Annotated in this window: 17 protein-coding genes and 1 pseudogene; 7 read left to right on the top strand and 11 right to left on the bottom strand. The window is 68.1% G+C overall.

Going from position 1 to position 24,213, the window contains the following annotated elements:
• The 4 genes from AC1RM6_RS10240 to AC1RM6_RS10255 all read right to left on the bottom strand — a co-directional run bounded on the left by AC1RM6_RS10240 (position 1) and on the right by AC1RM6_RS10255 (position 8,793).
• Positions 1-1,401: an HlyD family type I secretion periplasmic adaptor subunit gene (locus AC1RM6_RS10240; RefSeq protein ID WP_493100751.1), complete on the bottom strand. Its 1,401-nt coding sequence runs from the start codon at positions 1,399-1,401 to the stop codon at positions 1-3.
• Positions 1,398-3,134 carry a type I secretion system permease/ATPase gene (locus AC1RM6_RS10245; RefSeq protein ID WP_493100753.1) on the bottom strand — a complete coding sequence of 579 codons (1,737 nt, stop codon included), beginning with the start codon at positions 3,132-3,134 and terminating at the stop codon, positions 1,398-1,400. The genes AC1RM6_RS10240 and AC1RM6_RS10245 overlap by 4 nt, the downstream gene beginning before the upstream one ends.
• 253 nt (positions 3,135-3,387) lie before the next feature.
• Positions 3,388-8,094 (bottom strand): DUF8508 domain-containing protein, encoded by a 4,707-nt coding sequence (locus AC1RM6_RS10250; RefSeq protein WP_493100755.1) that lies wholly within the window; start codon positions 8,092-8,094, stop codon positions 3,388-3,390.
• Between the two features lie 216 nt (positions 8,095-8,310).
• A complete protein-coding gene (locus tag AC1RM6_RS10255) occupies positions 8,311-8,793 on the bottom strand; it encodes a hypothetical protein (RefSeq protein WP_493100761.1) in 483 nt (160 codons plus the stop codon).
• Between the two features lie 201 nt (positions 8,794-8,994).
• Between AC1RM6_RS10255 and AC1RM6_RS10260 the strand changes: the two genes are divergently transcribed.
• Complete coding sequence (locus AC1RM6_RS10260) at positions 8,995-9,366, top strand: hypothetical protein (protein ID WP_493100763.1); 372 nt, start codon at positions 8,995-8,997, stop codon at positions 9,364-9,366.
• An 18-nt stretch (positions 9,367-9,384) separates the two neighbouring features.
• Here AC1RM6_RS10260 and AC1RM6_RS10265 read toward each other — a convergent pair whose 3' ends face one another.
• Positions 9,385-10,134 carry a glutaminyl-peptide cyclotransferase gene (locus AC1RM6_RS10265; protein WP_493100765.1) on the bottom strand — a complete coding sequence of 250 codons (750 nt, stop codon included), beginning with the start codon at positions 10,132-10,134 and terminating at the stop codon, positions 9,385-9,387.
• Between the two features lie 148 nt (positions 10,135-10,282).
• Here AC1RM6_RS10265 and AC1RM6_RS10270 point away from each other — a divergent pair, with 148 nt between their 5' ends.
• The 3 genes from AC1RM6_RS10270 to AC1RM6_RS10280 are packed head-to-tail and all read left to right on the top strand — an operon-like array spanning position 10,283 to position 13,312.
• The gene (locus tag AC1RM6_RS10270; protein ID WP_493100767.1) at positions 10,283-11,695 is read left to right on the top strand and encodes an amidohydrolase family protein; all 1,413 of its coding nucleotides are present in this window, start codon (positions 10,283-10,285) and stop codon (positions 11,693-11,695) included.
• Entirely contained in the window at positions 11,688-12,872 is a 1,185-nt protein-coding gene (locus tag AC1RM6_RS10275) for a dipeptidase (protein WP_493100769.1), read from the top strand. Before AC1RM6_RS10270 ends, AC1RM6_RS10275 begins: the two co-directional genes overlap by 8 nt.
• 11 nt (positions 12,873-12,883) lie before the next feature.
• Positions 12,884-13,312 (top strand): RidA family protein, encoded by a 429-nt coding sequence (locus AC1RM6_RS10280; RefSeq protein ID WP_493100771.1) that lies wholly within the window; start codon positions 12,884-12,886, stop codon positions 13,310-13,312.
• A gap of 37 nt (positions 13,313-13,349) precedes the next feature.
• Here the strand turns inward: AC1RM6_RS10280 and AC1RM6_RS10285 are convergent, their stop codons facing one another.
• Positions 13,350-16,223 carry a hypothetical protein gene (locus tag AC1RM6_RS10285; protein WP_493100773.1) on the bottom strand — a complete coding sequence of 958 codons (2,874 nt, stop codon included), beginning with the start codon at positions 16,221-16,223 and terminating at the stop codon, positions 13,350-13,352.
• A gap of 227 nt (positions 16,224-16,450) precedes the next feature.
• Here AC1RM6_RS10285 and AC1RM6_RS10290 point away from each other — a divergent pair, with 227 nt between their 5' ends.
• Positions 16,451-17,323: a dienelactone hydrolase family protein gene (locus tag AC1RM6_RS10290; protein ID WP_493100775.1), complete on the top strand. Its 873-nt coding sequence runs from the start codon at positions 16,451-16,453 to the stop codon at positions 17,321-17,323.
• Here AC1RM6_RS10290 and AC1RM6_RS10295 read toward each other — a convergent pair.
• The 5 genes and pseudogenes from AC1RM6_RS10295 to AC1RM6_RS10315 all read right to left on the bottom strand — a co-directional run bounded on the left by AC1RM6_RS10295 (position 17,318) and on the right by AC1RM6_RS10315 (position 19,767).
• Positions 17,318-17,980, bottom strand: a complete 663-nt coding sequence (locus AC1RM6_RS10295; protein WP_493100777.1) for a Rossmann-fold NAD(P)-binding domain-containing protein — start codon at positions 17,978-17,980, stop codon at positions 17,318-17,320. The two genes, AC1RM6_RS10290 and AC1RM6_RS10295, sit on opposite strands and share 6 nt — an antisense overlap.
• Before the next feature lie 7 nt (positions 17,981-17,987).
• Positions 17,988-18,443 (bottom strand): FKBP-type peptidyl-prolyl cis-trans isomerase, encoded by a 456-nt coding sequence (locus AC1RM6_RS10300; RefSeq protein WP_493100779.1) that lies wholly within the window; start codon positions 18,441-18,443, stop codon positions 17,988-17,990.
• A 58-nt stretch (positions 18,444-18,501) separates the two neighbouring features.
• A complete protein-coding gene (locus tag AC1RM6_RS10305) occupies positions 18,502-19,038 on the bottom strand; it encodes a hypothetical protein (protein ID WP_493101579.1) in 537 nt (178 codons plus the stop codon).
• A 157-nt stretch (positions 19,039-19,195) separates the two neighbouring features.
• Positions 19,196-19,552, bottom strand: a pseudogene (locus AC1RM6_RS10310) (phytanoyl-CoA dioxygenase family protein); the annotation flags it as partial.
• Complete coding sequence (locus AC1RM6_RS10315; protein WP_493100781.1) at positions 19,552-19,767, bottom strand: hypothetical protein; 216 nt, start codon at positions 19,765-19,767, stop codon at positions 19,552-19,554. The gene AC1RM6_RS10315 and the pseudogene AC1RM6_RS10310, both read right to left, overlap by 1 nt.
• A 1,162-nt stretch (positions 19,768-20,929) precedes the next feature.
• Here AC1RM6_RS10315 and AC1RM6_RS10320 point away from each other — a divergent pair.
• Together AC1RM6_RS10320 and AC1RM6_RS10325 are read left to right on the top strand one after the other, a co-directional pair.
• Complete coding sequence (locus AC1RM6_RS10320; protein WP_493101559.1) at positions 20,930-21,856, top strand: alpha/beta hydrolase family protein; 927 nt, start codon at positions 20,930-20,932, stop codon at positions 21,854-21,856.
• Positions 21,857-22,180: 324 nt separating this feature from the next.
• The gene (locus AC1RM6_RS10325; RefSeq protein ID WP_493100783.1) at positions 22,181-24,202 is read left to right on the top strand and encodes an AAA family ATPase; all 2,022 of its coding nucleotides are present in this window, start codon (positions 22,181-22,183) and stop codon (positions 24,200-24,202) included.
• The last annotated feature ends 11 nt before the right edge of the window (positions 24,203-24,213 follow it).

The raw sequence follows: 24,213 nt of genomic DNA on the forward strand, positions 1-24,213 counted from the left end.
TCAATGTTCGCGGAACGACGCCCAGAACGCGCCGACCAGCGGCTCGAGCAGATAGTCGAGCGCCGTGCGCTTGCGCAGCGGCACCAGCAACTGCACCGGCAACCCCGCGCGCAGCGCGAAGTCCTTGCCGCGGACGTCGCCGATCAGGCGGAGCTGGTCGAGCGGAACGGTGACCTCGGCGGTGAAATAGCTCTGGCCGGTGCGCTCGTCGGAAAAGCTGTCGGCCGACAGGCGGGTGAGCTTGCCCTCGAGTTCGGGAAGCGAGCGCTCGTGGAGGCCGACGAATTTGACCAAGGTGCGCTGACCGACCAGCAGGTCGTCGGCATCGTCGGGCGCGATCCGCGCCTGAATCAGCAGGGGCGTGCGTTCAGGGATCACGTCCATCAGCTTCTGGCCCGGCGCGATCACCCCGCCGGGGGTGAACACCGACAGGCCGACGACGGTGCCGGTCGCCGGCGAGCGGATCTCGGTGCGGGCCAGCTGGTCGCGCGCGGCGCTCAGCCGCGGCAGCAGATCGCCGAGCCGGGTCTCGACGTCGCGCAGGTCGGACGCGGTGCGTTCGCGATAAGTGCGCTCGGCCTCGAGGATCTGGATCTGGCTTTCGCGCGCGGCCTCGCGGGTCTGGGCGACGCTGGCGCTATATTGGCCGCTCTGGCCGATCAGCTGGGCGCGCATCCGTTCGAGCTCGCGCATCCGGGTCATCGACACGAAACCCTTGGCGGCGACCGGCCGCAGTGCGTCGATCTGCTGGTCGAGGATGCGCAACTGCTCGTCGCTCGATGCGACCTGGCGGCTGTAGCCGCGCCCCTGCTCGCCCGACTGCGCCGCGCGCTGGCCGAGCGCGCCGCGCTGGGCCGACAGCACCGAGGCGCGCGCGTCGAGTTCGGTCTGCTGGAGTTTCAGCGCCAGCGCCGCCTCGGCGCGATCGGCGAGCTTGAGTTCCGCATATTCGGGCGGCGCGGTCACCCGCGCCTGGCCGAGCTGCTCGGCCTGGAGCCGCGCGCGCTGGGCGAGCAGGCCGATCGCCTGCGAGGCATAGGCGCGCTCCTGCGCGCGCACCTCGGCCGCCGACAGGCGCACGAGCAACTGGCCGCGCACCACCCGCTGCCCCTCATGGACGAGGATCGCGCCGACCACCCCGCCCTCGCGGTGCTGGACCGCCTGGCGCTGGCCCGACACCACCAGCGTTCCCTGGGCATAGGCCGCCGCGTCGAGCCGCGCGAACGCCGCCCAACCGAGAAACGCTATGAAGAACAGCCCGGCGACGATCAGGCCGATGCGGATCTCGCGGGTCGGATCGGCCACCGCTGACGCGCCGTCGGCCGCATCGGGCGTATAGACCGACACGCCGCCATAAGGGGTGCCGACCGGATCGGCGACGATCACCGGCGCGTCGCTCATGCCCGGCCCCCCGTCCCCTGCGCGGTGGCGATCGGCCGGATATTGGCCGGTGCGATCTTGGGCAATATTTCGTCACGCGGACCGAACATCTCGATCCGGCCGCCGCGCAGCACCATGATCCGGTCGATGATCGGCAAAATGCCAAGCTTGTGCGAGACGATCAGGATCGTCTTGCCTTCGGCCTTCAGCCGGCCGAGCGCCGTGACGAGCTGGACGTCGCCCTCGCTGTCGAGATGGGCATTGGGCTCGTCGAGGATATAAAGCGCGGGGTCGCCGTAAACCGCGCGCGCCAGCGCGATCCGCTGCGCCTGGCCTGCCGACAGGCCGCGCCCGCCCGACAGCAGCCGATGCTCGTAACCATTCGACAGCTGCAGGATCAGCTCGTGCGCACCGACTTTCTGCGCGGCCGCGATCACCGCGGCATCGACCGTCGCGACATCCTCGCCCAGTTCGATCGCGAAGCGGCAGATATTCTCCTTCACCGTGCCCGCGAGCAGACCGGGATCCTGCGGCAGATATCCGATATGGCGCGCCAGCCGCTCAGGATCCCAATCGCGCGCGTCGGCGCCGTCGATGCGGATCGTGCCGCGGTCGGGCAGGATCGCGCCGGCGATCGCCCGCACCAGCGTGGATTTTCCGGCGCCGCTCGGACCGACGATTGCCACCGCCTCGCCCGCGCGGATGGCGCAGCCGATCCCGCCGAGCACCGTGCCGTCGCGGGTGTCGTTGAACACGACCAGCTGGTCGAGCAGCAGCGCCCCCTTGGGCGCCGGCAACAGGGTGCGATCGGGCGCCAGTTCGCCGCGACCGAGCAATTCGTCGAGCGCCTTGTAGCTGTTGCGCGCCTGGACGATCGGCTTCCAGCTGCCGATCAGCTGCTCGATCGGCGCGAGCGCGCGCGAGATAAGGAAGGAGGCCGCGAAGATCGCGCCGCCGCTGATCCGGTTGTCGATCGCGAGCAGCGCGCCGACCCCGAGCGCCAGCGACTGGAGCGCGAGCCGGGCGAAGCGGGTCGCCGCCTGGTAACCGCTCGCGGTGAAGCTCGCCTCGACGATCGTCGTCATCATGCCCTGGCGCTGGCGGAGCTGGCGCGCGACCACCGCGCGACGCATGCCGAGCGCGCGGACGGTCTCGGCGGCACCGAGCAGCGATTCCTGACCGGCATAGGCCGCGCTCGCGGCCGCCTGCGAGCGATCGAGCCGCGGCCGCGTCGCCTTCTCGTTGCGCCAGGCGATGAACGGCAGCAACACACAGCCGACGATCGCTACCACGCCCAGCAACGGATGGATCAGGAAACAGGCGAGGACATAGATCGGCGCCCAGGGGGCATCGAACAGCGCGAGTATCCCCGGCCCGGTCAGCGTCTGCCGCATCATGTCGAACTCGCGCAGCGCCTGGCGCGACACCGCGAGATCGGGGCGGCCGAGGGTCGCGTCGAGGATCGCAGGTGCGAGTGCGGCGTCGGTCGCGACGCTGGCCCGCACCAGCAGCCGGCTGCGGACCCGGTCGAGCAGCGCCAGCGTGCCGAGCGCGAACAGCAGCACCAGCGTCAGGAAGAACAGCGTCAGATGCCCCTGGGTCGGGACCACCCTATCATAGACCTGGAGCATGTAGATCGTCGGCGCGATGTAGAGCAGATTGACGAGCGCACTGAATCCGGCCGCCGCAACGAAATGGCGGCGGCAAAGAGCGAGCGCCGCGCGCATCGGACCGGGGGAGAGTTCGAGTTTCATGCGAATGCGGGTCTAGCGGGCAACGAACGGGAATTTAAGCCCAGTTCCATCCATTTTCGAGGATTTGGAACGAGGAACCATGAAGATCCTCCCCAGGCCGAAGGTCTGGGGAGGGGGACCATCCGCAGGATGGTGGAGGGGTTTTGCGGAATCTGAAAGATATCATCACGCCGAACTGGCGCAAAACCCCTCCGTCGCCTGCGGCGCCACCTCCCCATCTGCGATGGGGAGGATCTTGGTACCCGGCCTGCCCTCAAGCCAGATGCCCGTCGGCATAGGCGAAGGGCCGCAGCAGCCAGTCGCCGATATCGTCGAGCAGCCCGCCGAGCCCCGGCTGATGATCCGACCAGGCATCGGGCCCGCCATAATGGACCGCCGCGGCGTTCGACACGCCGAGCAGGGTGACCGAACTGCCATAAGTGAAGCTGATCGTCAGGTCGGCGATGCCGTCGCGGTTGGTGTCGGCGACCTTGGTCTTCAGCACGCTGATGCCGTCGTCGAGGATGATGATGTCCTCGGCGGTGTTGAAGTCGGTGATCGTGTCGCCGGTCTCGAACCGCCCGAAATGGAAGCTGTCGGCCCCCGCACCGCCGGTCAACACATCGGTGCCGAGCCCGCCGAACAAGATGTCGCGGCCGGCACCGCCGATCAGCGTGTCGTTGCCGAGATCGCCGAACAGCACGTCATTGCCGTCGCCGCCCTCGAGCCGGTCGCCGCCGAGCCCGCCGTCGAGTATGTCATGCCCACCGAGGCCATAGAGCACGTCATTGCCCAGGCTGCCCGACAGCCTGTCCTCGCCGCCGGTGCCGTTCAGCGTGTCGCTGAAGATCGTGCCGGTGCGGGTCACCCCGTCCTGGATGCCGGTGACGGTGACATCGACCGTCGTCGTGCTGGTCAGGCCGCCCTGGTCGGTCGCGGTATAGCTGAAATGGTCGATGACGGTCTGGCCGGGCGCGAGCGCGTCGAAGGCGTCGTTGTCGGCGACATAGCGCAGCGTCTGGGTCGCCGGATCGAACACCAGGCTGCCGAGCGTGCCGGTGCTGTTCACCGATGCGATCGACAGGCTGGCACCGGCATCGGGATCGCTGTCATTGGCGAGCAGCGTGGTCCAGAGGTTGCCGCTGGTCGCATCCTCGTTGACCGCGACCGCGTCGTGGACCGCGGTCGGCGCCTCGTTGACGTCGGTAACCGCGACGCTGAAGCCCCGGTCGATAGACAGCCCGCCCTGGTCGGTGGCGCGCCCGACGATCGCGAAGCCGGCGGTGGCTTCATGATCGAAAGCGGCGGTGGTGGTGACCACGCCGGTGACCGCATCGACCACGAAGCGCCCGCCGGCATTGTCGACGAGGCTGTAGCTGATCGTGTCGCCGGCCTGGTCGGTCGCCGCCAGCGTGCCGACGACGGTGCCCGCGGGCCTGTTCTCGGCCACGCTGGCATTGCTCAGCGCCAGCGCGGTCGGCGCGGCATTGGGCGGCGGCAGATAGAAGAGCGCGACCGACGGGTCATGGTCGGTCGGGCGCGCGCCGGTCACCTGCGAATTGAGGTGGACGATGTCGAGCTGGGCGTTGGCGTAGAGCCCGGGGGTGACGATGATATTGTCGATCTGCTGGGCATTGCCCTCGAACAGATAGGAATAGCGCTCTTCCTCGGGCAGCAGGCTGTTGGTGTGGATCAGCGTGCCGTCATCGGTCAGATGGCGCTGGGCATCCTCGAAATAGAAGCCGTTGAAATCGCCGAGCACCGCGATGTTGAGCGAGGGGTCGTCGGCGAGATGCGCGTTGACATAAGCCTTGACCCCGTCGGCCTGCGCGGTGCGCGAAGCGTCGCCGGCATCGAGCGGCGGCTGGTTCGCCCCCTGCAGCGGATCGCTGCCCAGCCGCGAGGTGAAGTGGACGTCGATCGTGGTGATGTTCTGGTCGTTGAAGATCCAGGTCGCGACCAACGGCTTGCGGCTGCCGTCATAGGCCGATCCGGTGATCAGCTCGGCGCTGCCCTCGACATAGTCGACCCGGTCGACCTGGTAGAGATAGCCCGCGCGGATATTGCCGCCCGGCTCGCCGCCGCTCGACCCCGCGGTCGCCGGCGCGATCTCGACATAGGCATAAAGCGGCCCGCCGGCGGCGCTGATCGCATCGATCAGCCCCTGCGCGGTGGTGACGCCGGACAGGTCGCTGCCATTGCCGGCGCCGTCGGCATCCTGCACCTCCTGCACCGCGATGATGTCGGGCGCGCGCAGATTGGTGACGATGTCATAGGCGAGCGCGTCGTACTTGTTGTCGCTGGCGTCGAGATTTTCGAGATTATAGGTGGCGAGCGACAAATGGCTGGTGTCGCCGACCAGGTCGGTGACCTCGTCGCCCAGCGTCACGTCCTGGGTGACGCTGACCGCCTCGGTGACCAGCACCTCATAGGCGTCGAACGAATAATGGACGACGCCGGTGACGCTGCTGAGCCTGTCGCCGATCGTATAGCCGGGGGTGAAACCGGCGAAGATCGCGCTGTCGTCGTCGATCTGGATCTTCTCGGGATTATAGTCGCCGGCCGAGATGGTGATGCCGCCGCGGTCGTTGACCCCGGTCGCGCCCACCCCGCCCGAGGCGACGACGTCGGTCTCGCCGAAGCTGGTGGTGTTCGACACCGCGAGCGGGGCGTCGATCGTCACTCGCATCCCTTCGAGCGATTCCCAGAAATCGAGGCCGTCGGTCGCCGGATCGAAGCTGGTGAGCCCATCATCGTCGAGGCTGTGGTTCGGCGGCAATATCCCGCCCTGCCCGATCAGCACGGCCTCGGGCAGCGCATTGCCATGGCTGTCGACCGTCACCGACAAGGGAATGGTCGCGGTCGATCCGATCTCGGTCACCGTCAGTCCCGCCGCGTCGCCGGCGAACTCTTGGACGGTGCCGCCGACGGTGACGCCGTCGCCGACGACCACGGTCGGCGCGGTCGAGGTGAAGACGAAGACCCCGTCCGAGGTCGCGGCATTGCCGTCGCCGACCGCCGACTGGAGGTAGAAGCCATTGGCGTCGACCGCGGTGACGATGCCGGTGGTGATCACCTGCTGGCCGGTGAATTCGGACCGGTGGCCCGCGCCCTGGATCTCGCCGATCGACAGCGCGATCGGATCGTCGTTGACGATCGTGCCGATCGCGGTCGCGTCGTCGATCACCGCATCGCCGGTCGCGTTCGACAGATGGAGGCTGAAGCCTTCGTTGCGCTCCGACAGGGTATCGCCCTGGACCTGGAGGGTGACCTGCTTCGAGGTCTCGCCGGCAGCGAAGCTCACCGTGCCGCTCAGCACGGTACCGGGCGCGAGATCGTCGGCGGTCGCGGTGCCGTCGAACGCGATCGCATAATCGACGCTACCGGCCGCGGCGAAGCCGCCCGCGCGATGGACGGTGAAGGTCAGCGCGCTGGTCCCGCCATTGCCCTCGACGGCCTGGGCGTCGTCGGCGCGATAATGGGCGGTGCCGGTCGGCGACAGGAAGCTCTGCCCGTCATTCACCGCGCCGAAACTGTCGTCCGACGCCGAAGTCCAGGTGAAATCGGCCGCGCTCGAACCCGAGCCCTTCAACTGCAGCGACAGGCCGGCCGCGGGCGCCGGGTCCTCGGTGACGCCGATATCGGTGCTGGTGAGGCCCGCGGCGGGACCGTTGGTCGCGGTCATCACCCCTTCATAGGACAGGAACTGGACGACATGGCCCTGGCCGTCGACCAGCGCGATCCCGTCGGGCGAGCCGTTCTGGATATTGGGAATCGACACGCCGACGGTGCCGAAGCCGTTCGCCTGATCGGAGATCACCCCCGACAGCGCGATCGTACCATAGCTGGCGCCGCCATTGCCGTTGTACAGGATCACCGTCCAGCCGGCGAGGTTGGTGCCCGCGAGACCGGCGATCTCGACGCCCTCGCCGACGTCGGTGCCGTCATTGTCGTAATGGATCTCGTTGATGAAGACGTTGACCGGCGGCGCCGGCGGCACCGGATCATCGTTGACGATCGTGCCCGTCGCCTGGCCGTCGGCGATCACCGCGCCGCCCTGTACGCTCGACAGGGTGACGGTGAAGCTCTCGTCGGGTTCGAAGGTCGTATCGCCATGGACGGGGATGCTGATCGTCGCGCTGGTCTGGCCGGCGGCGAAGGCGACGGTGCCGGTGAAGGCCGCGCCCGCACCGAAATCGGCGGCGTCGGTGGTGCCGTGCGCCAGCGTCCAGGTCGCGCTGACCGCACCGTCGCTGCCATTGTCGCGGGTGACGGTGAAGCTGATCGCGGCGTCGCCGCTGTCGCCCTCGCCGATCGTCGCGTCGGCGATGCTGAGCGTCCCCGGATGGGTGGTGCTGCTCGCGGGCTGGCTGCTGACCTGGATATCGTCGACGCCGATGAACGCGTCCGATCCGACCGCGTCGGTGGTGATCACCCGGATCTGGAGCTGGGCCTGGCCATTGGCGGCGGCCGGCAGCACGACGCTCAGATTGGTGTCACCGCCGGTGTTGGCGTTGGCGACATAGCCGCCGTCGACATTGGTCCAGGCGCCGGTATTGCCGATCCGATACTGGATCGCGACCGGCTGGATCGCGGTCGATCCGGTGTCGATGTCGCGCAGCCGGGTCGAGAAAGCGATATTCTGCCGCCCGGTCGCGTCGAGATAGATCACCAGATTGGGGGCATTGGCGGTGCCCGATCCCTGGAAGCCGACGACGCGGTCGGCGATGCCGTCGAACTCGACGACGCCGCCGGTGGTGTAGGTGTTCGGGTCGCTGCGGTTGGCGTTGACGTCGACGGTCGGGGTGCCGTCACCGGTCGCGGTGCGCGGATCCTTGCCGGTACCACTGACGACGCCGTCGCCGCGATAGCCGGTGATGCTGGGAACGCCGCTCCAATTGTCGTCGCCGGCGATCAGCCCGGCATTGGACCAATCCTGGACGAAGTCGCCGCCGCTGAGCGAAAAATAGTCGGTCGTCATCTGCGCCTCCCATCAACTTACGGTACCGCAACGATTCTTTGCCGCGATGGCCTTGCCCGAACTCGCATCGTGCGGAGCCGGGCTAGGCGCTGTCAATGACAGGTTGATGAAGCCCCTAAGCGCAAACCTTTCCGTAACATGAACGAAATGAACAAGAATGCATCGCCGCCGGATATCCGGGCGGATTCGCGAATGTCCCCTCTTATCGAAGCTCGCTCAGCCGAAGGAACCCGCCATACCGCCTCGCGCATCGACGCGCGTCCGGGTGCGGCTGTCCGATTGCGCGATCGCCGATCGCTCCGCTTCGCTCTCGTCGAGCAGCTCGGTCAGTCCGAGTACCCAGCCATGGACATAGGGATAGGGCCCGCAGCGTGCGAGCAACGAGGAGATCGGATCGCCCAGCGCGACATCGGCGCGGTGGAGTTCGCCCAGCAAGGCGACATCCTCGCAACGGCTGAGCCGCACCCGGGTTGCCCGCCGGCTCAACCACAAAGCGAGCCGGCGGCCCGCCGACAGCGGCACCGGGAGGGTGGTGGCGTCGATCAGTTCGAGCAGCTTGCGCCGCCGGGCGACCTCATGCCGGCAAAAGGCATAGACCCGATATCGGCGCGCCCGGCCGGCGGCGGTCTCATAGGCGGCAATATTGGAACGAAATGCCTCGACGAGCAGCTCGAGTTCGACGGTGAGATCTTCGTCCATGGTCGCTCTCCGGATATGGTCCTCGGCAGGACATGTTCGGGGGCATCGGCCCTCACCGCCCGGAAGTGCCGACAGGAGGGGAAGACGCACCGAACGGGCGAAGGTTCCTCGGCTTGCCGTCCGGTACACCGCTATCGCTTTTCCTCCGATGTCGATGCGGTCCCGATTGGGACGGAAGCGAAATCGCGCTAGCGTCGCGCCATGGACGATGACGACATAGTCGAGCTGCCCGCCTCCGGCGGTACAGCTTATGGCTGCCTTGCAACCCTGCTGCTGTTCGTATCGGTCGGCGCCCCCCTGCTCTTCGCAATGGCCTGGGGCGGTGCGCATTGCAATCCGGTGCCCGACTGCCAAAGATCGGGTGAGATCCGGATCGGCATTGCCCTCATCGTCCTGCTGGCCCTCGCCATCGGGCTGGGTTTCGCGGTGCGGGCGACCACGGCCCGGATCGCGCAGGGCCTTGCGCAATCACCGGGCGTTGCGACGATCGCGAATCTGGGCCTGACCCTGGCGGCGGCGTGGCTTGCGTTCGAGGCGGTGATGATCGTCCTGATGGCAGTCTACCCGTCGTGACAGGACCGCGCGGGAGGATCAGTGGTGCACCGGATTGCGGATCTCGAACAGCAGCGGCCAGAACTTGCCGGTGACGAACAGCCGGTCGGAAGCGGCATCATAGGCGATGCCGTTGGCGACCGCATCGGGATCGGTCGACGGCACCTGTGCGGCCAGCGCGGCGACATCGATCCACCCTTTGACCGCGCCGGTCCGCGGATCGATCCGGGCGATGCGGTTGGTCATCCAGATATTGGCGAGAATCTCGCCATGGACATATTCGAGCTCGTTGAGCTGCGCGACGGGGCGGCCCTCGGCGGTGACGCGGAGACGCCTGACGACCTTGAGGCTCTTCGGATCGAGGAAGCGCAGCACCGGCGTGCCGTCCGACAGGATGATATGACGGTCGTCGCGGGTCATCGCCCAGCCCTCACCGTCATAGCGGAAGCCGCCGAGTTGGCGGAAATCGGCGAGCGACCAGCGAAAGCCCCGCCCGCCGCGCCAGGTGACGCTGAGCAGCTGGTCCTTCCAGTCGACGATGCCCTCGCCGAACAGGCCGGGCGGCAGCGTGATCGATCGCAGCACCCGACCGCTGGCGAGATCGATCCGGCTGATCGTCGACCGGCCTTCGAGCCCGGTGCTCTCGTAGAGCACGCCGCGGTGGATCAGCAGCCCCTCGGTGAAGGCGGCCGGATCATGCGGCCAGGTCTTGACGACCTGTGCGGGGGTGACGGGCAGCGCGGACGAGGCGAGCGAGCCGCCCAACAGCAGGGCAAACGCCGCGAGCATCCTCGCAATGGCGGTGACGGCGGAGAAGCGAGCGGATTTCACCCGGACGCTATGCCAGCATGACGTCCCAGCGGCAACGCGCGCCGATCGCCCTCTTGTGCCGGATCGGCGCTCGCGCGAAGGTGTCGCAAATCATCCGGGGGATCTCTTGAAGACCATCGCCTTGCTCGCCGGCGCGCTGTCGCTGGCCGGCGCCCTGCAGGCTGCCCAGCCCGCTCCGGCCAGGCCGGCGCGCTCGCCTTATGCGCCACGACCGTTCGCACCGCCGGCGACGGGCAAGCTCACCATCTATCGCGGCGCGACGCTGATCGACGGACGCGGCGGGCCTGCGCTCAAGGACATGGCGGTCGTCGTCGATGGCGCGACCATCACCCAGATCTTCCCCGCCGCCCGGCTCGACACGATGCGCTTCGCCAATGTCGAGATCGTCGACGTGGGCGGTAAATTTCTGATCCCCGGACTGATCGACAGCCATCAGCATATGGCGACCCCGCCCAACCGCCCGCAGGCCCAGGCGCAGATGCGGCGCGATCTCTATGGCGGGATCACCGCGGTGCGCGACATGGCCGACGATCTGCGCGCGATCGCCGAATATGCCCGCGAGACCCAGACCGGCGAAGTCGCCGGCCCCGACATCTATTATGCCGCCCTGTTCGCGGGGCCCGATTTCTTCGACGATCCGCGGGTCGGCGCCGCCACCGAACTGGTCAAGCCGGGCACGGCGCCCTGGATGCAGGCGATCACCCCGCAGACCGATCTCAAGCACGCGATCGCCCGCGCCTCGGGCACCTCGGCGATCGCGCTGAAACTCTACGACAATCTCACCCCCGACCTGATCCGCGCGATCACCGCCGAGGCGCATGCCCAGGGGATGAAGGTGTGGGCACATGGCATGGTGTTCCCGACCCCACCGTCGGAAGTGATCGACGCCGGCGTCGATGTCGTCTCGCACACATGCTATCTCGCCTATCAGGTCTCGAACCCGCGCCCGGCGACCTACAAGGACCGGCGCCCGGTCGAGGCGGCGAAGCTCGAAAAGGGCGACGATCCGCAGATGGCGGCGCTGTTCCGCACAATGAAGGCACGCGGCGAAGTGCTCGACGCGACCGTCCGGGTCTATGCCGAATATGACAAGAGGCTCGCGGCGAAGCCCGAGATGAAGCCCCGCCCCTATTGCTCGGCCGCGGTCGCCGCCGCGCTCACCCGCCAGGCCTATCGGATCGGGGTCACCATCGTCACCGGCACCGACGGCGTGCCGCCGCGCGCCGAGCCCTGGCCGGCGCTCTACGACGAACTCGCGCTGCTGGTCGACAGGGTCGGGATGAAGCCCGCCGAGGTGATCCGCGCCGCCACGCTCGAAGGAGCCAGGGTGGTCGGTCAGGACGCGGCGATGGGATCGATCGAGCCCGGCAAGCTCGCCAATTTCCTGGTGCTCGACGCCGATCCGCTCGCGTCGATCGCCAATCTGAAGAGCCTGCGCTTCACCGTGAAGCGCGGCCACCGTTTCGATCGCGCCGATTATCGGCCGATCACTGCCGAGGAAATGCCAAGCGATGACTGACACCCTGTTTTCGCGGCGCGCGCTGATCGCCACCGGAGTCGCCGGGGCCGGTGCGGCACTGCTGCCCCGCGCCGGTTTCGCGCAGGAACAGGCGGGATCGATCAAGCCGTGGATCGTGATCAACGCACTCGGCGGCGTGTTCGACCCCAATTTCAAGGGCACCGCCAACGAGGCCGGCATCTCCCAAACGATGACGCTGTCGGCCAACGCCCGCGCGATCGCCGATGCGCGCGCCTCGGGGATGACCGCGGTCAATGTCACCCTGGGCTATGTCGCGGGCAAGGAGGAGCCGTTCGAGACGACGGTGCGCGAGATCGCCGCCTGGGACGCGCGGGTGCGCGCCTCGCCGGCCGATCTGACCAAGGTGCTGACCGCCGCCGATATCGTCGCGGCGAAGAAGAGCGACCGGATCGGCCTGATCTACGGTTTCCAGAACGGCGCGATGTTCGGAGACGCCTCTGTGCCCGGCAAGGGGGCAGATCGTGTCCGTGTCTTCGCCGATCTCGGCGTCCGCATCATGCAGCTCACCTATAATATCGCCAACCAGATCGGATCGGGCTGCCTGGTTCCCGACGACAAGGGGCTGACCGCGTTCGGCCGCGACGTGGTCGCGCAGATGGATGCCAGCCGGGTGATCGTCGATCTGTCGCACAGCGGCCGGCAGACCTGCCTCGACGCGGCGCGCGCGGCGAAGCGGCCGATCGCGATCTCGCACACCGGTTGCCGCGCGGTGACCGACCTGCCGCGCAACAAGACCGACGAGGAGCTGCGGCTGGTCGCCGAGCGCGGCGGTTTCGTCGGCATCTATTTCATGCCTTTCCTGGCCTTCGGCCGGCCGGCGACCGCCGCCGACGTCGTCCAGCATATCCTCCACGCGGTGAAGATCTGCGGCGAGGACCATGTCGGCATCGGCACCGACGGCGGCACCACCAGCTATGACGACATGCCCGCCTATATGGTTGAGCTGCGCAAGGAGAATGCCGCGCGCCGCGCCGCCGGGATCAGCGCGCCCGGCGAAGGCCCCGACACCAGCCCGTTCGTCATGGACCTGCGCGGCCCCGGCCAGTTCCAGAAGCTCGCCGACCTGCTCGCCGCCGCGGGCCTCAAGTCCGCGCAGATCGAGAAGATCCTCGGACGCAATTTCGTCGACTATGCGCGAACCGTCTGGGGCGGCTGAGGAGAGACATGATGGGAATGAAAGCGATCGCCCTGGCCCTGATCGGCCTCGCCATGACCTCGCCCGGCCTCGCGGCGGGCGTCCGCCATGTCCCGGGTCCGCCCGGCGCCCCCTTTTCGACCGCGACCGAGGTCGACGGCATCCTTTATCTCTCGGGCGAGGTCGGTGTCGGTGCCGACGGCAAGCTGGTCGACGGCTTCGAGGCGCAGTCGCGCCAGGTGATGGACAATATCGCCGCGACGCTAAACGCCGAGAAGCTCGGCATGGACGATGTCTTCAAATGCACGATCCTGCTCACCGACATGCGCCGCTGGGGCGATTTCAACACAATCTATGTCGGCTATTTCACACCCGGCCGCCTGCCGGCGCGCAGCGCGATCGGTGCGAACGGGTTGGCGATGGGCGCGCTGATCGAAGTGGAGTGCATGGCCAAGCGGTGAAGGGGGCGGCAAGCGCCCGCTCTTCGCGAGCCGGGTTTCAACCGCCCATCACCTGCCGCTGGATCGCCGCGACATTCTGCATCGTCATCACCGATCGGGCCAGGCCGATATAATATCGTTCGCCCGGATCGAGTTCGAGCGCGCGGTCGATCGCGGCGCGGGCGCCGTCGATGTCATTGCGCTGCATGGCGATCAGGCAGGCCTGGGCATGGGTATCGGCGCGATGCCCCCGCATTTCGACCACCTTCGGGCTCAGATCGGCCGCCCAGCGCAGATGCCCGCGATTGAGGCAGGCGGTGGCCAGCCAGAACAGATAATCCGACGACCGCGCCTTGTTCCTGCGCCAACGGGCGCCGAACTCCGGCCATCGGCCATGGCCGAGCACCTGGTCGACCACCGCTTCGAGATGGCCGATCTCCTGCAGGAAGAAACCGACCGGATGTCCCGCGAACGGTGCCCGCAATTCCGTGAATCGATCCCCCAGCAGCGACCGGTAGCGGGCGACGTGCATCCGGTCGGGATTGTGTGGATCATAAGCCAGGAAATAGCGGCAGTCGGGGCTCAGATGCGTGGCCGACATCATCGGCCGCGGATCACGCTTCGCCTCCCGACCCGCCGCCTGCATCAGGGCGATGTCTTCCTCCCACCGCCGGTCGCGCGAATCGGTGATCTCGAACAGCGGCGACAGCGCCAGCACCCGCGACAGGCCGAGCGCCCTGGAGAAGCGGATCGCGGCATAGCCGCCCATGCTGCTGCCATAGCCGACACGCGCGATATGGCGATCGGCGATGAAGCCCAGCGCCGTATCGATCCGCGCCAGATCCTGGTCGGTGAGATTGGCATACCAAGCGGACCGGTCGGTCTTGACCGCCACCACGTCGAAACCGAGCTCGAGCAGCTTCTGGGTGCCGAACCCCGGGCCGGCTAGCTCCTTGGCCGCGACCGCGCGATCATGCAGCCGCTCCGAAAAACTGACCGCGACCACACCCCGCGGCGCCGGCGCGCTGTGATAATCGACGCGCAGATCGGCCTTGTCGACGATCGTGACCGGGGATCCGGGCACCGCGCGGTGCAGCGGCGCCACGCCCCGCGGCACCCAGCGGCGCGGTCTCGCCACCGGATCGCCCTTGGCGGGCAGGCCGCGCAGCCCTTCGACGATATGCTCGGCCATCCGCAGATGGACCATCCGGTCATAAGGCGCGCGGTCGGGGCGATCGCCGCCGGCCAATATCTCGCTCTCGGCCGCGATCGCGTCGGCGAAGCGCGCGATCCCGACGAACGGCGGCAGCAGCATCGTTTCAATCAGCCAGTTATAATGGCGGATCCCGTCCGCACGGCTCAGGCGCCCCGCCCCATCGCGGACCCGCTCGTCGTCGAGCATGAGCATCAGCCGCGACCCGTCGGGAATGCGGCGAAAAATCTCCTCCAGCTCGGCGACGATGCGGGCATCGTCGGGGCCGGGCGCGGCGACGTAGCGTGACCGGATATGGCGACGGGTCGATCGCGCCAGATCGGCCCGTTCGGCCGGCAGCCCCGCCGCCTCGATATGCCGTTCCATCTCCTCGTCGCCGATGGTCGTCAGGTCGACCGGCGGAAATCCATCGATGTCGGCCGACAATTCCCAGCCCCACACCTTGTGCCGGTAGCGCCGCCCCCCCGACGCGTCATGCTGGCCGCCGAACAGGAACGCGGTCCCCTCGGGCACATCGTCGAAATAGCGGCTCGACAGGAGCTCGGGCGGCGCGTGCATCCCGCGTGCCTCGTCGTCGAAATGCGCAGCTTTGCGTTCGCAGGCCGACAGCAACAGGCCGCCGCCGTTCAGGTGAAACAGGCTCGCCCCGGCGCGGAAACTGCCGGTCACCGTCAGCCGTTCGGCCACATGCCGCAGATAATGCCCGATCGATGCCGCTTCGCTTCCGCCATGGATCCTGATTTCGGGCGCGATCCGATCGGCGCCGTCGGCCTCGGCCAGCCGGATCCAGTCGACCCGCGGACGCTTCGACAGGTCGATCAGCACCGGGGGCGCCACCTCGATCTGCGGACGCTGGAGCCGTTCGTAGAGCCAGGCTTCGACGAACATGCCGAGCACCCGGCGCGAAAAGCAGAAATGCCGCAGCACGCCGGGCGACGCGCCCCCTTCGGCATCGGGGCCGCCCTCGTCGAGCATGAAGAAGCCGACATGACCATAATCGCCATATCGGTCCGAGAGATGGACGAGCCCGCTGCGGCGCCCGCGACGTTCGATCTCGCCGCGCAGCGCCGCGCGGGCCTCGTCGCGGTCTTCGGGCAGGCGCTGCTTGGTGAAGTTGAGCTGGCCGGTGCGATTGATCAGATCGATCGCATGATCGAGACAAGCGAGTACGTCATGGTCGATCCGCACCCGGATATCGCTGCCGCGCAGAAAATCGACATTGCCCGCGCTCGACAGGCTGCGATCGGGCTGGCGCAGCTCGATCAGCTTGTAATGTTTCAGCCGGTTCAATTCCGGATCGGCCTGCCCCGCCAGCCGCGGGTCGCCGAGCATCGTCGGCAGGAAACCCGCATCGGCGACCTGGATGCCCGGCACCGCCAGCAGCGCCTCGGCGCGATTGCCGGGATGATCGTCGACGACCAGGAAATGCTCGGGGCGGAGCTGCAGCGCGTCGACCAGTTCGGCGAGGCGCGGCCCCTTGGCCGACCAGGAGATGCTCGGAAAGATGAAGAAATCGGCGATCTTCCGCTGGCGCAAAAGACCAAGCGCGGCCGCGGGATCGTTGCGCGCGCAGATCGAACTCATGATGCCGCGGCGGGCCAGTTCGATCACGATCTGATGATGCGCCCGCACATAGCCGATCCGGCCATCGTCGATGATCGATCCCTGCCAGAACAGATCGTCGAGATCCCAGATCACCAGCTTGACGGGTTCTGACAAGGCTAAGGGACTCCGACGATCACATCAAAGGGCCATGACCGCGGAATCGGCACTCCGCCCCCATATGCCCGCCGCGACAATGCCATGAAAAACTTTCCGGAATCGAGCCAATAGTGGCCGATACCGGATTCCGGCATGGCCCGTGCGGCGCCTGGATCATCGCCATTGACGCGCGCCGGCCCGTCGGCCAGCCTGTTCCCCTATGATCGAAGCGGAAGGGCTGGCGCATGTGCGACGAATATACCGAAGCCGATAATGCCGGCATCCTCTCCGACGGCCATCTGTCGCGCCGCGCCTTCGGGGCGCTCGCCGGGGTCGGCGGGCTGTCGCTGCTGATCCCGAGCCCCGCCAACGCACTGCCGACCAAGGGTCGCGACGTGCTGATCGACACCCCCGACGGCAAGGCCGACGCCTATTTCGTGGCGCCGGCCAAGGGCAAGCACCCGGCGGTGCTGATCTGGCCCGACATCATGAGCCTGCGTCCCGCCTTCCGCCAGATGGCCGATCGGCTGGCCGAATCCGGCTATGCCGTCCTCGTCGTCAATCTCTATTATCGCTCGCAAAAGGCGCCGGTGCTGGCGCCGGGCGAGAATTTCGCCCAGCCGCCGGTCCGCGAACGGCTGATGCCGCTCGCGCAAAAGGTCAATGCGACGACCAATGTCGTCGACGCCAAAGCGTTCATCGCCTTCATCGACGCCCAGCCCGAGGTCGATACCAAACGCGGCATGGCGACCACCGGCTATTGCATGGGCGGCCCGCTGACGATGCGCACCGCCGCCGCGGTCCCCGGCCGGATCAAGGCCGGCGCCTCCTTCCATGGCGGCGGCATCGCCACCGACAAGCCCGACAGCCCGCATCTGCTGGTTCCGCAGATGAAGGCCAGCTATTTGTTCGCGATCGCCGACAATGACGACCAGCGCGATCCCGAATCCAAGAACCGGCTGCGCGCGGCGTTCGATGCGGCCAAGCTCCCCGCCGAAATCGAGGTCTACAAGGGCGCGATGCACGGCTGGTGCCCGCCCGACAGCGCAGTCTACAATCCCGAACAGGCCGAGAAGGCCTGGGCGCGGATGCTGGAGTTGTTCAAGAAGAGCCTATGAGGCTCCTGCCACGTTGATATCCCCATTGCCGAGTATCGGCTTCGCATAGCCGTGCCGAGCGACCGCGATCATCGCGCGGCCGAGCCGGTCGGTCGAGGTCAACGCGGCCGGCGACAGGCGCCCGACGATCGCGGCGATCGGGCCCGTCACGCGGTAAATGGCGTCGATCCATCCGGTCTTCGATCGCGCGCCGTGCAGCGGCTGGATGAAGCCCGGACGAAAGGCAAAGACGGCCTTGAACGGCAGCGCGGCGACATCGCTTTCGGTGCGCGCCTTGACCCGCGCCCACATCTGCCGGCTGCCGGCATCAGTGCCCGCGCCCGAGACATAGATGAAGCTCATGTCCGGATTGACCGGTGCCAGCGTGCGCGCGATCGCCAGACCGAGTTCGTAGGTGGTGCGCGTATAGTCGGCCTCGCTCATCCCGAGCGACGACACGCCGAGGCAGAAGAAGCAGGCGTCGAAACCCGCAAGCTCGGCCTGGCGGTCGCCGATCGCGAACAAATCGGGCAGGACGACCTCGCCGAGCTTCGGATCGCTGCGCCCCGACGGCGCGCGGCCGACCGCGACAACCCGGTCGACGCCGGGATCGATCAGGCATTCGCGCAGCACGCCCTGCCCGACCATCCCGGTCGCCCCGAAGATCAGGATCTTCACGCCGCGCTCACTCGGGTTCGGCCGCCGAGATCAGCTTGACCTTGAAGACGAGGAAGCTGTTCGCGGGCAGCTTGTCGCGCGCGACCGATCCATAGCCATATTCGGGCGGCACATAGAAGGTCCAGTCGTCGCCCGGCCGCATCAGCTGGACCAGGATCTGCCAGGCCGGTATCAGCCGGTTGAGCGGGAAGGTCGCGGGCTCGCCGCGCTCGATCGAACTGTCGATCACGGTCCCGTCGAGCAGGGTCAGGCTATAGTCGACGGTGACGACGTCGCTGCGCTTGGCCAGCGCGCCGCCGGCGGGGCCCGAGGCGTTGACCGTATAGCTGAGCACCGGCAGCTTCACCTGGCCGACCGGCACCTTCGGCGCGGCCGGTGCCTTGGCCGCCTTCGGGGCCGCGAGCGCGGGCGTCGCGGCGGTCAGCAGGGCAAGTGCTGCAATCGGGTGAAGCAATTTCGGCATCGATGTCCTTTCGGGTCTGAACCATCGGACATGCCAGCTTTGCCGCGCGCCGCCAATGCTATGCGCGACCGGCCCAGCCCCGCATCCGCCGCACGACCTCGACCGCATCGTCGCGCGGCAGGCCGATCAGCGGCAAGGCGATCCGGACATCGCGCGCGCTGAACCAATGGGTAGGCGACCAGAAACGCCGCGTCAGACCGATCGCGAGTTGGACCGGACGCGCGCCGTCGAGCCCGACCGCGACGACATCATCCCATGTCAGCGGCCCGCGATACAGGCTCGGATGCAGCCAGAGCCCGGCCGCATCCGCGCGCAGCATCGGTTGCCGATCCCAGAGCCGCCAGCCGCTGGCAGCCGCCCGGCACCCTGCCCCGAACCCCGCCACCGCGAACATCGCGCGCAACCCGGTCGGCCCGACCAGATCGAGGAAAGCCGTGAACGCGTCGCGCCCGCGCACGGCATCGGGATCGAAGCCGGTGAAGCTGTAGAGGCTGAACAGGCAGGCCGCGCACAGCAGCCCGGTGGCGACCAGATAGACGATATCGGCCGTGCGGGACGCGGGCAGTTCGATCGTCGATGATGGGGCGGAGTTCATGCCGCCCTGATGCGGGATCGCCATGGCAGCGGCAAGCGCCTGTCTCAGACCCCCAGCCACAGGGCAGGTTTCCCGTCGCATAATCGACCTGCAGCACCCGCCGCCGCACCGGTGCCCGCGCCGCTTCCGACGCATGAAGGATCGGCGTCGCGTAAAGCCAGGCGTCGCCGGCCGCCGCAAGACAGGCGAACACCCCGCATCGCGCGACCGCATAGGTCATATCATCCTCGGCGACACGCCCGAGCCGGTGCGATCCCGGCGCGATCAGCAGCGGGGCGTTGTCGGCCGTCACCGGATCGAGATGCCGCCGCAGCGTCGTCACCCGTGCGAGCAGATCGAACGGCGGCGCGACATGGATCATCCCCGACTTGCGTGTCCACGGACCAAAACCCGCGACCTCGACCCGCGCGCGCACCGCAATCACCCGGTCCTGGTGCCAGGCGAGCGACCAGTTCGTCGCCGGCGTCTTGTCGAACAGGATCGCGCGCACCGGTTGCGGGCGTTCGCTCATCATCACCGCGGCCAGCGTGCCGACCGGGCCTTTGGCATCGAGTATCGGGCGAAGCGCCGGGACATCGAGCAGCCGGGTTCCGGCGCGGTCGGCCGGTACGCCGCCAGCGCATCGAGAAGGTCTCGCACCGTCGCCATGTCGATCGCCGCAGCGAAGCGCTGCGCACCGTCATGGACGAGATCGAGGGCGCGATCGATCGAGGCCGGGGCCGCGAACATTTCCCTGCCTAACCCGCGCGGGATAGCCCTTCAAGGGCGCGGCCGGACGGAATTACCCGGCGGCGAGGCCCCTGTTTACCCGATCGCTTTCATGGCTATGCTCGCGCCGGCGTTGGGGAACGCCAAAAGGGGGAGATCGATGAACTGGCGTGCCTTAGCCGCGATGTGCCTTGTTCCGGCCATGGTCGCCGCCGGTGCTCCGACGGTGCCTGCGGCCCCGCCCGCTTCGGTGCCCGCACCCGCGCATGGCCCCGTGCCCGCCAGCGTGTTCGCGGAGCGGCCGTCGGTGACGGCGCCCGAGCTGTCGCCGGACGGACGCCGGATCGCGGCGCGCGGCGTCGTCGACGATCGCCAGCGCCTGGCCGTGCTCGACCTCGAACATCCCGATGCCAAGCCGCAGGTGTTCGGCTTCGAGGAAGGGGCGATCAGCGACGTGAACTGGGCCGGCAATGGCCGCATCCTGGCGACGCTGACCGTCGGGACCTTCTTCGGTGTGCCGGTATCGCGGCTCTTCGCCCTCGATCTGACCACGAACGGCATCAAGCTGATGGACCCGAAGAGCCGGGGACTGTTCGGTGGCGAGGTGCTGTACATCGACCCCGAAGGGGCATGGGCGCTCGTTTCCAGCCAGGACTCGCTGCTCGAAACGCCCTCGGTGAAACGCGTCGACCTCACCACCGGCGTTGCGACCACGATCGAGAAATCGCGCCAGGACGTCTGGAACTGGTACGCCGACGATCATGGCGTGGTGCGCGCCGGAATCGCCTATAGCGGGCGTAAATGGACCGTCTGGTACCGGGCGAATCCCGCCGATCGGCTGGAGGCCGTCCGCGGCAAGCTTCCCAAGGAAGAAGAGGATAGTTCGATCGACTCGATGCGCTTCCTGTCGGGCGACCGGTCGGGCGTCATCGTCACCAACGGCCGTACCGGCCGGTTCGCGGTCTATAAATATGATTTCCGGACCGGCGAGATCGGCGAGCCGATCTACGAGAACCCCGAAGTCGACGTCAGCTCGATCATCGCCGACCCGATCACCGGTGCGGTGAGCGGGGTGCGCTATGAGGATGACCGCCGCCGCATCGCCTGGCTCGACCCCGACAAGAAGGCTTTGCAACAGCGCATGGAAAAGGCGTTGCCGGATGCCGAAATCGTGATCGTCGGGATGAGCCGGGACGAGAATCGGGTGTTGATCCGGTCCGGCGGCGCCGCGCGGCCGAACCTCTTCTATCTGTTCGATCGTTCGACGCGGCGGCTGACCCCGGTGCTTCAACCTTATGCCGTCCTTGGCGACACCCCGCTCGCGCCGGTCGATGCGGTCAGCTACACCGCACGCGATGGCCTCAGGATACCCGCCTATCTCACCCTTCCGACCGGCCGCCCCGCCCAGCGCCTGCCGCTGATCGTCATGCCGCATGGCGGCCCGTTCGAACGGGACAGCTGGGAATATGATCCCTGGGTGCAGTTTCTGGCCAGCCGCGGCTATGCCGTGCTGCAACCGCAATTCAGGGGCTCCACCGGCTATGGCCTCGACTTCGTCAAGAAGGGCTACGGCACCTGGGGGCGGCAGATGCAGGACGATCTCGACGATGGGCTCGACTGGCTCGTCGCCAGCGGCAAGGTCGATCCCCGGCGGGTGTGCATCATGGGGGCATCCTATGGCGGCTATGCCGCGCTCTGGGGGGCGATACGCAACCCCGAACGCTATCGCTGCGCGATCAGCCTTGCAGGGGTGTCCGACCTCGTTACCCAGATGCAATATAGCCGCGGCAGCTTCGAGGCACCGCGCTATTTCCGGCGCTGGCAGGACATCGTGAAGGGCGAAGGCGACAACGCCGCCACCCTCGCCAGCCTGTCGCCGATCAACCAGGCCGCGCGACTGAAGATCCCGCTGCTGATCGCTCAGGGCGAGAAGGACTATACCGTGCCCCCGGTCCAGGCCCGCAAGATGATCGAAGCGCTCAAGAAGAATCACATCGCGGTGGAGTCGGTGTTCTACCCCGACGAAGGACATGGCTTCGCCAAGGCGACCGATCTCGAGGATTTTCTGAAGCGGATAGACGCCTTTTTAGCCAAGCATAATCCCGCATGACCCGATCCTGGCCGGCAACGGGCAAGTAATGATCCTGCCCCTAGCGCCTTCCCGGTTGTAAAATCGTCGAATCCCGACTATAGGCCCCTTCCCTTGCCGGTCCGACGACCGGCATTTCGGAGAAGAGCATTGCTGGACCGCCTGAACCGGGGAATTTTGCCCCGCGGCGTCCGGTCCCTGCCCTAAAGCGCGCCCGTCGCGCTGCGGCCGGGATCGACCGACGCCGCAGCATCCCCATCGACATTGGAAGATTGTCCCGGTGACCGGCCGTGGCATGCCTCGTCGCATGCCGCCGCCCCGTCGCCGGGCGGGATACGGGTTATCATGGACGAATTTACGATTGTCCGGGGCATGCTGCTCCGGATCGGCCGCGGGGTTTCGCCCGCGGCACCGCTGGCGCACGCGATCATCGAATGGGCGACGCCGCATCTGAACTGGCTGACCGGGGTCGAGCCGGTCGGCGAGGCCGTACCCGCATGGGGCGAGCTGCTGGCCGCGGTCGCCGCCGCGCCGGTGCCGGTCGACACGCGCCCGCATGTGCTGGCGCTCGCCGAAGGTCTCGGCGACGTGATCGGTTTCGATAGCCTCGACAGGCTGCTGCTCGAACTGCTGGTCGCGTGCGACCGGCTGCCGCGGGTGACCGGGCTGGTCCAGGCGGCGAGCCGTCACGGCATCGACCTGCCCGCGCTGCTCGGCGCGCTGGCGATCGAGGCGAGCGGCGCGCTGCCGGTCGAGATCGGCGCCGACACCGGCCGCGCGGTGCGGTCGAGCCCGGTGCTGCGGCTGGGGCTGATCGACTTCGAGGTCAACCGGCGCGGCGATCTCGAGATCGACGTCAAATGGGCGCTGACCCGGCTGCTCGACCGCTCGCCCGCGGTCGGCGAGGCGATGGTCGATACGCTGCTCGGCGCGCGCCAGCCGGCACGGCTTGATCTCGCCGCGTTCGGCCATACGGCCGACACCGGCTTCCTCGTCCGGCTGCTCGGCGGCGCGCTCGCGACCCGCGCGATCGGCATCAACATCCTGATCCACGGCCCGGCCGGCACCGGCAAGACCGAACTGGCGCGCAGCCTGGCGGCGGCAGCCGGCGCGGTGCTGCACGCGGTGGGCGAGGTCGACGAGGACGGCACCGAGCCGAGCCGCTGGGACCGGGTCGGCGCGCTCCAGCTCGCCCAGCGCATCCTCGCCGACAAGGGCGGCGCGGTGCTGCTGTTCGACGAGATGGAGGATCTGATCGGCGACGCCGCGCCCAGCGACGGCGACTGGATGAGCCGGCGATCGGGCAGCAAGGTGTTCGTCAACCGGCTGCTCGAAGCCAATCCCGCGCCGGTGATCTGGACGACCAACGCGATCGGCAATGTCGACGATGCGATCCTGCGGCGGATGAGCTTCGTGCTCAAGCTCGACTTCCCCAGCCGCCGCACCGCGCACGACATGCTCGACCGGATCGCCGCCGACGAAGGCGTCGCCGCCGGAGATGGCCTGCGCCGGCTGGTCGATCTCGCGCCCGAGACCGCGACCGTGCTGCGGATCGCGACCCGCGCCGGCCGCCTCGCCGCCGAAAAGCCGGCCGGCGCCGGCGAGGCCGCGTGCGACGGCGGCACCCGTGCGGCCGAGGCGCTGGTGCGGGCGCTGCGCGGCGGCGAGCTGCCGTTCGGCCAGGACGAGCTGATCGATCTCGACCTGTTCGAAAGCGACGTAGCGCTGGCGCCGCTGATCGACCGGATCGCCCGGGGCAGCAGCCATGACGTCTCGCTGCTGCTCGCGGGACCGCCCGGCACCGGCAAGACCGCGCTCGCGCATCATCTGGCGCGTGCGCTCGATCGGCCGCTGCTGGTCAAGCGCGGGTCGGACCTGCTGTCGCGCTGGGTGGGCGGCACCGAGGCGGCGATCGCCGAGGCCTTTGCCGAGGCGCGCGGCAGCGGCGGGGTGCTGCTGTTCGACGAGGCGGACTCGCTGCTGTTCGATCGCGCCGACGCGCGCACCAGCTGGGAGGTCGGCCAGGTCAACGAACTGCTCACCTGGCTCGATCGTCACCCGCTGCCGGTGGTCGCGGCGACCAACCATGCCGCCAGGCTCGATCCGGCGACGCTGCGCCGCTTCGTGTTCAAGCTCGACCTCAAGCCGCTGGGGCCGGCGGCGGCGGCACGCGCCTTCGCGCGCTTCTTCCGGCTCGATCCGCCCGCCGGGCTGTCCGAGCTGCGCAACCTCACCCCGGGCGATTTCGCGGTGGTGGCGCGCCAGTTGCGCCATGCCCCCGCCGACGGTGCCCCCGCCATCCTCGGCCGGCTCCGCCGCGAGGCCGACGCCAAGCCCGGCGGCGCGACCCGGCTGGGCTTCGGCTAGATCGCCGTCTA

It is taken from the genome of Rhizorhabdus sp. GW822-FHT03C02, from assembly GCF_058801765.1.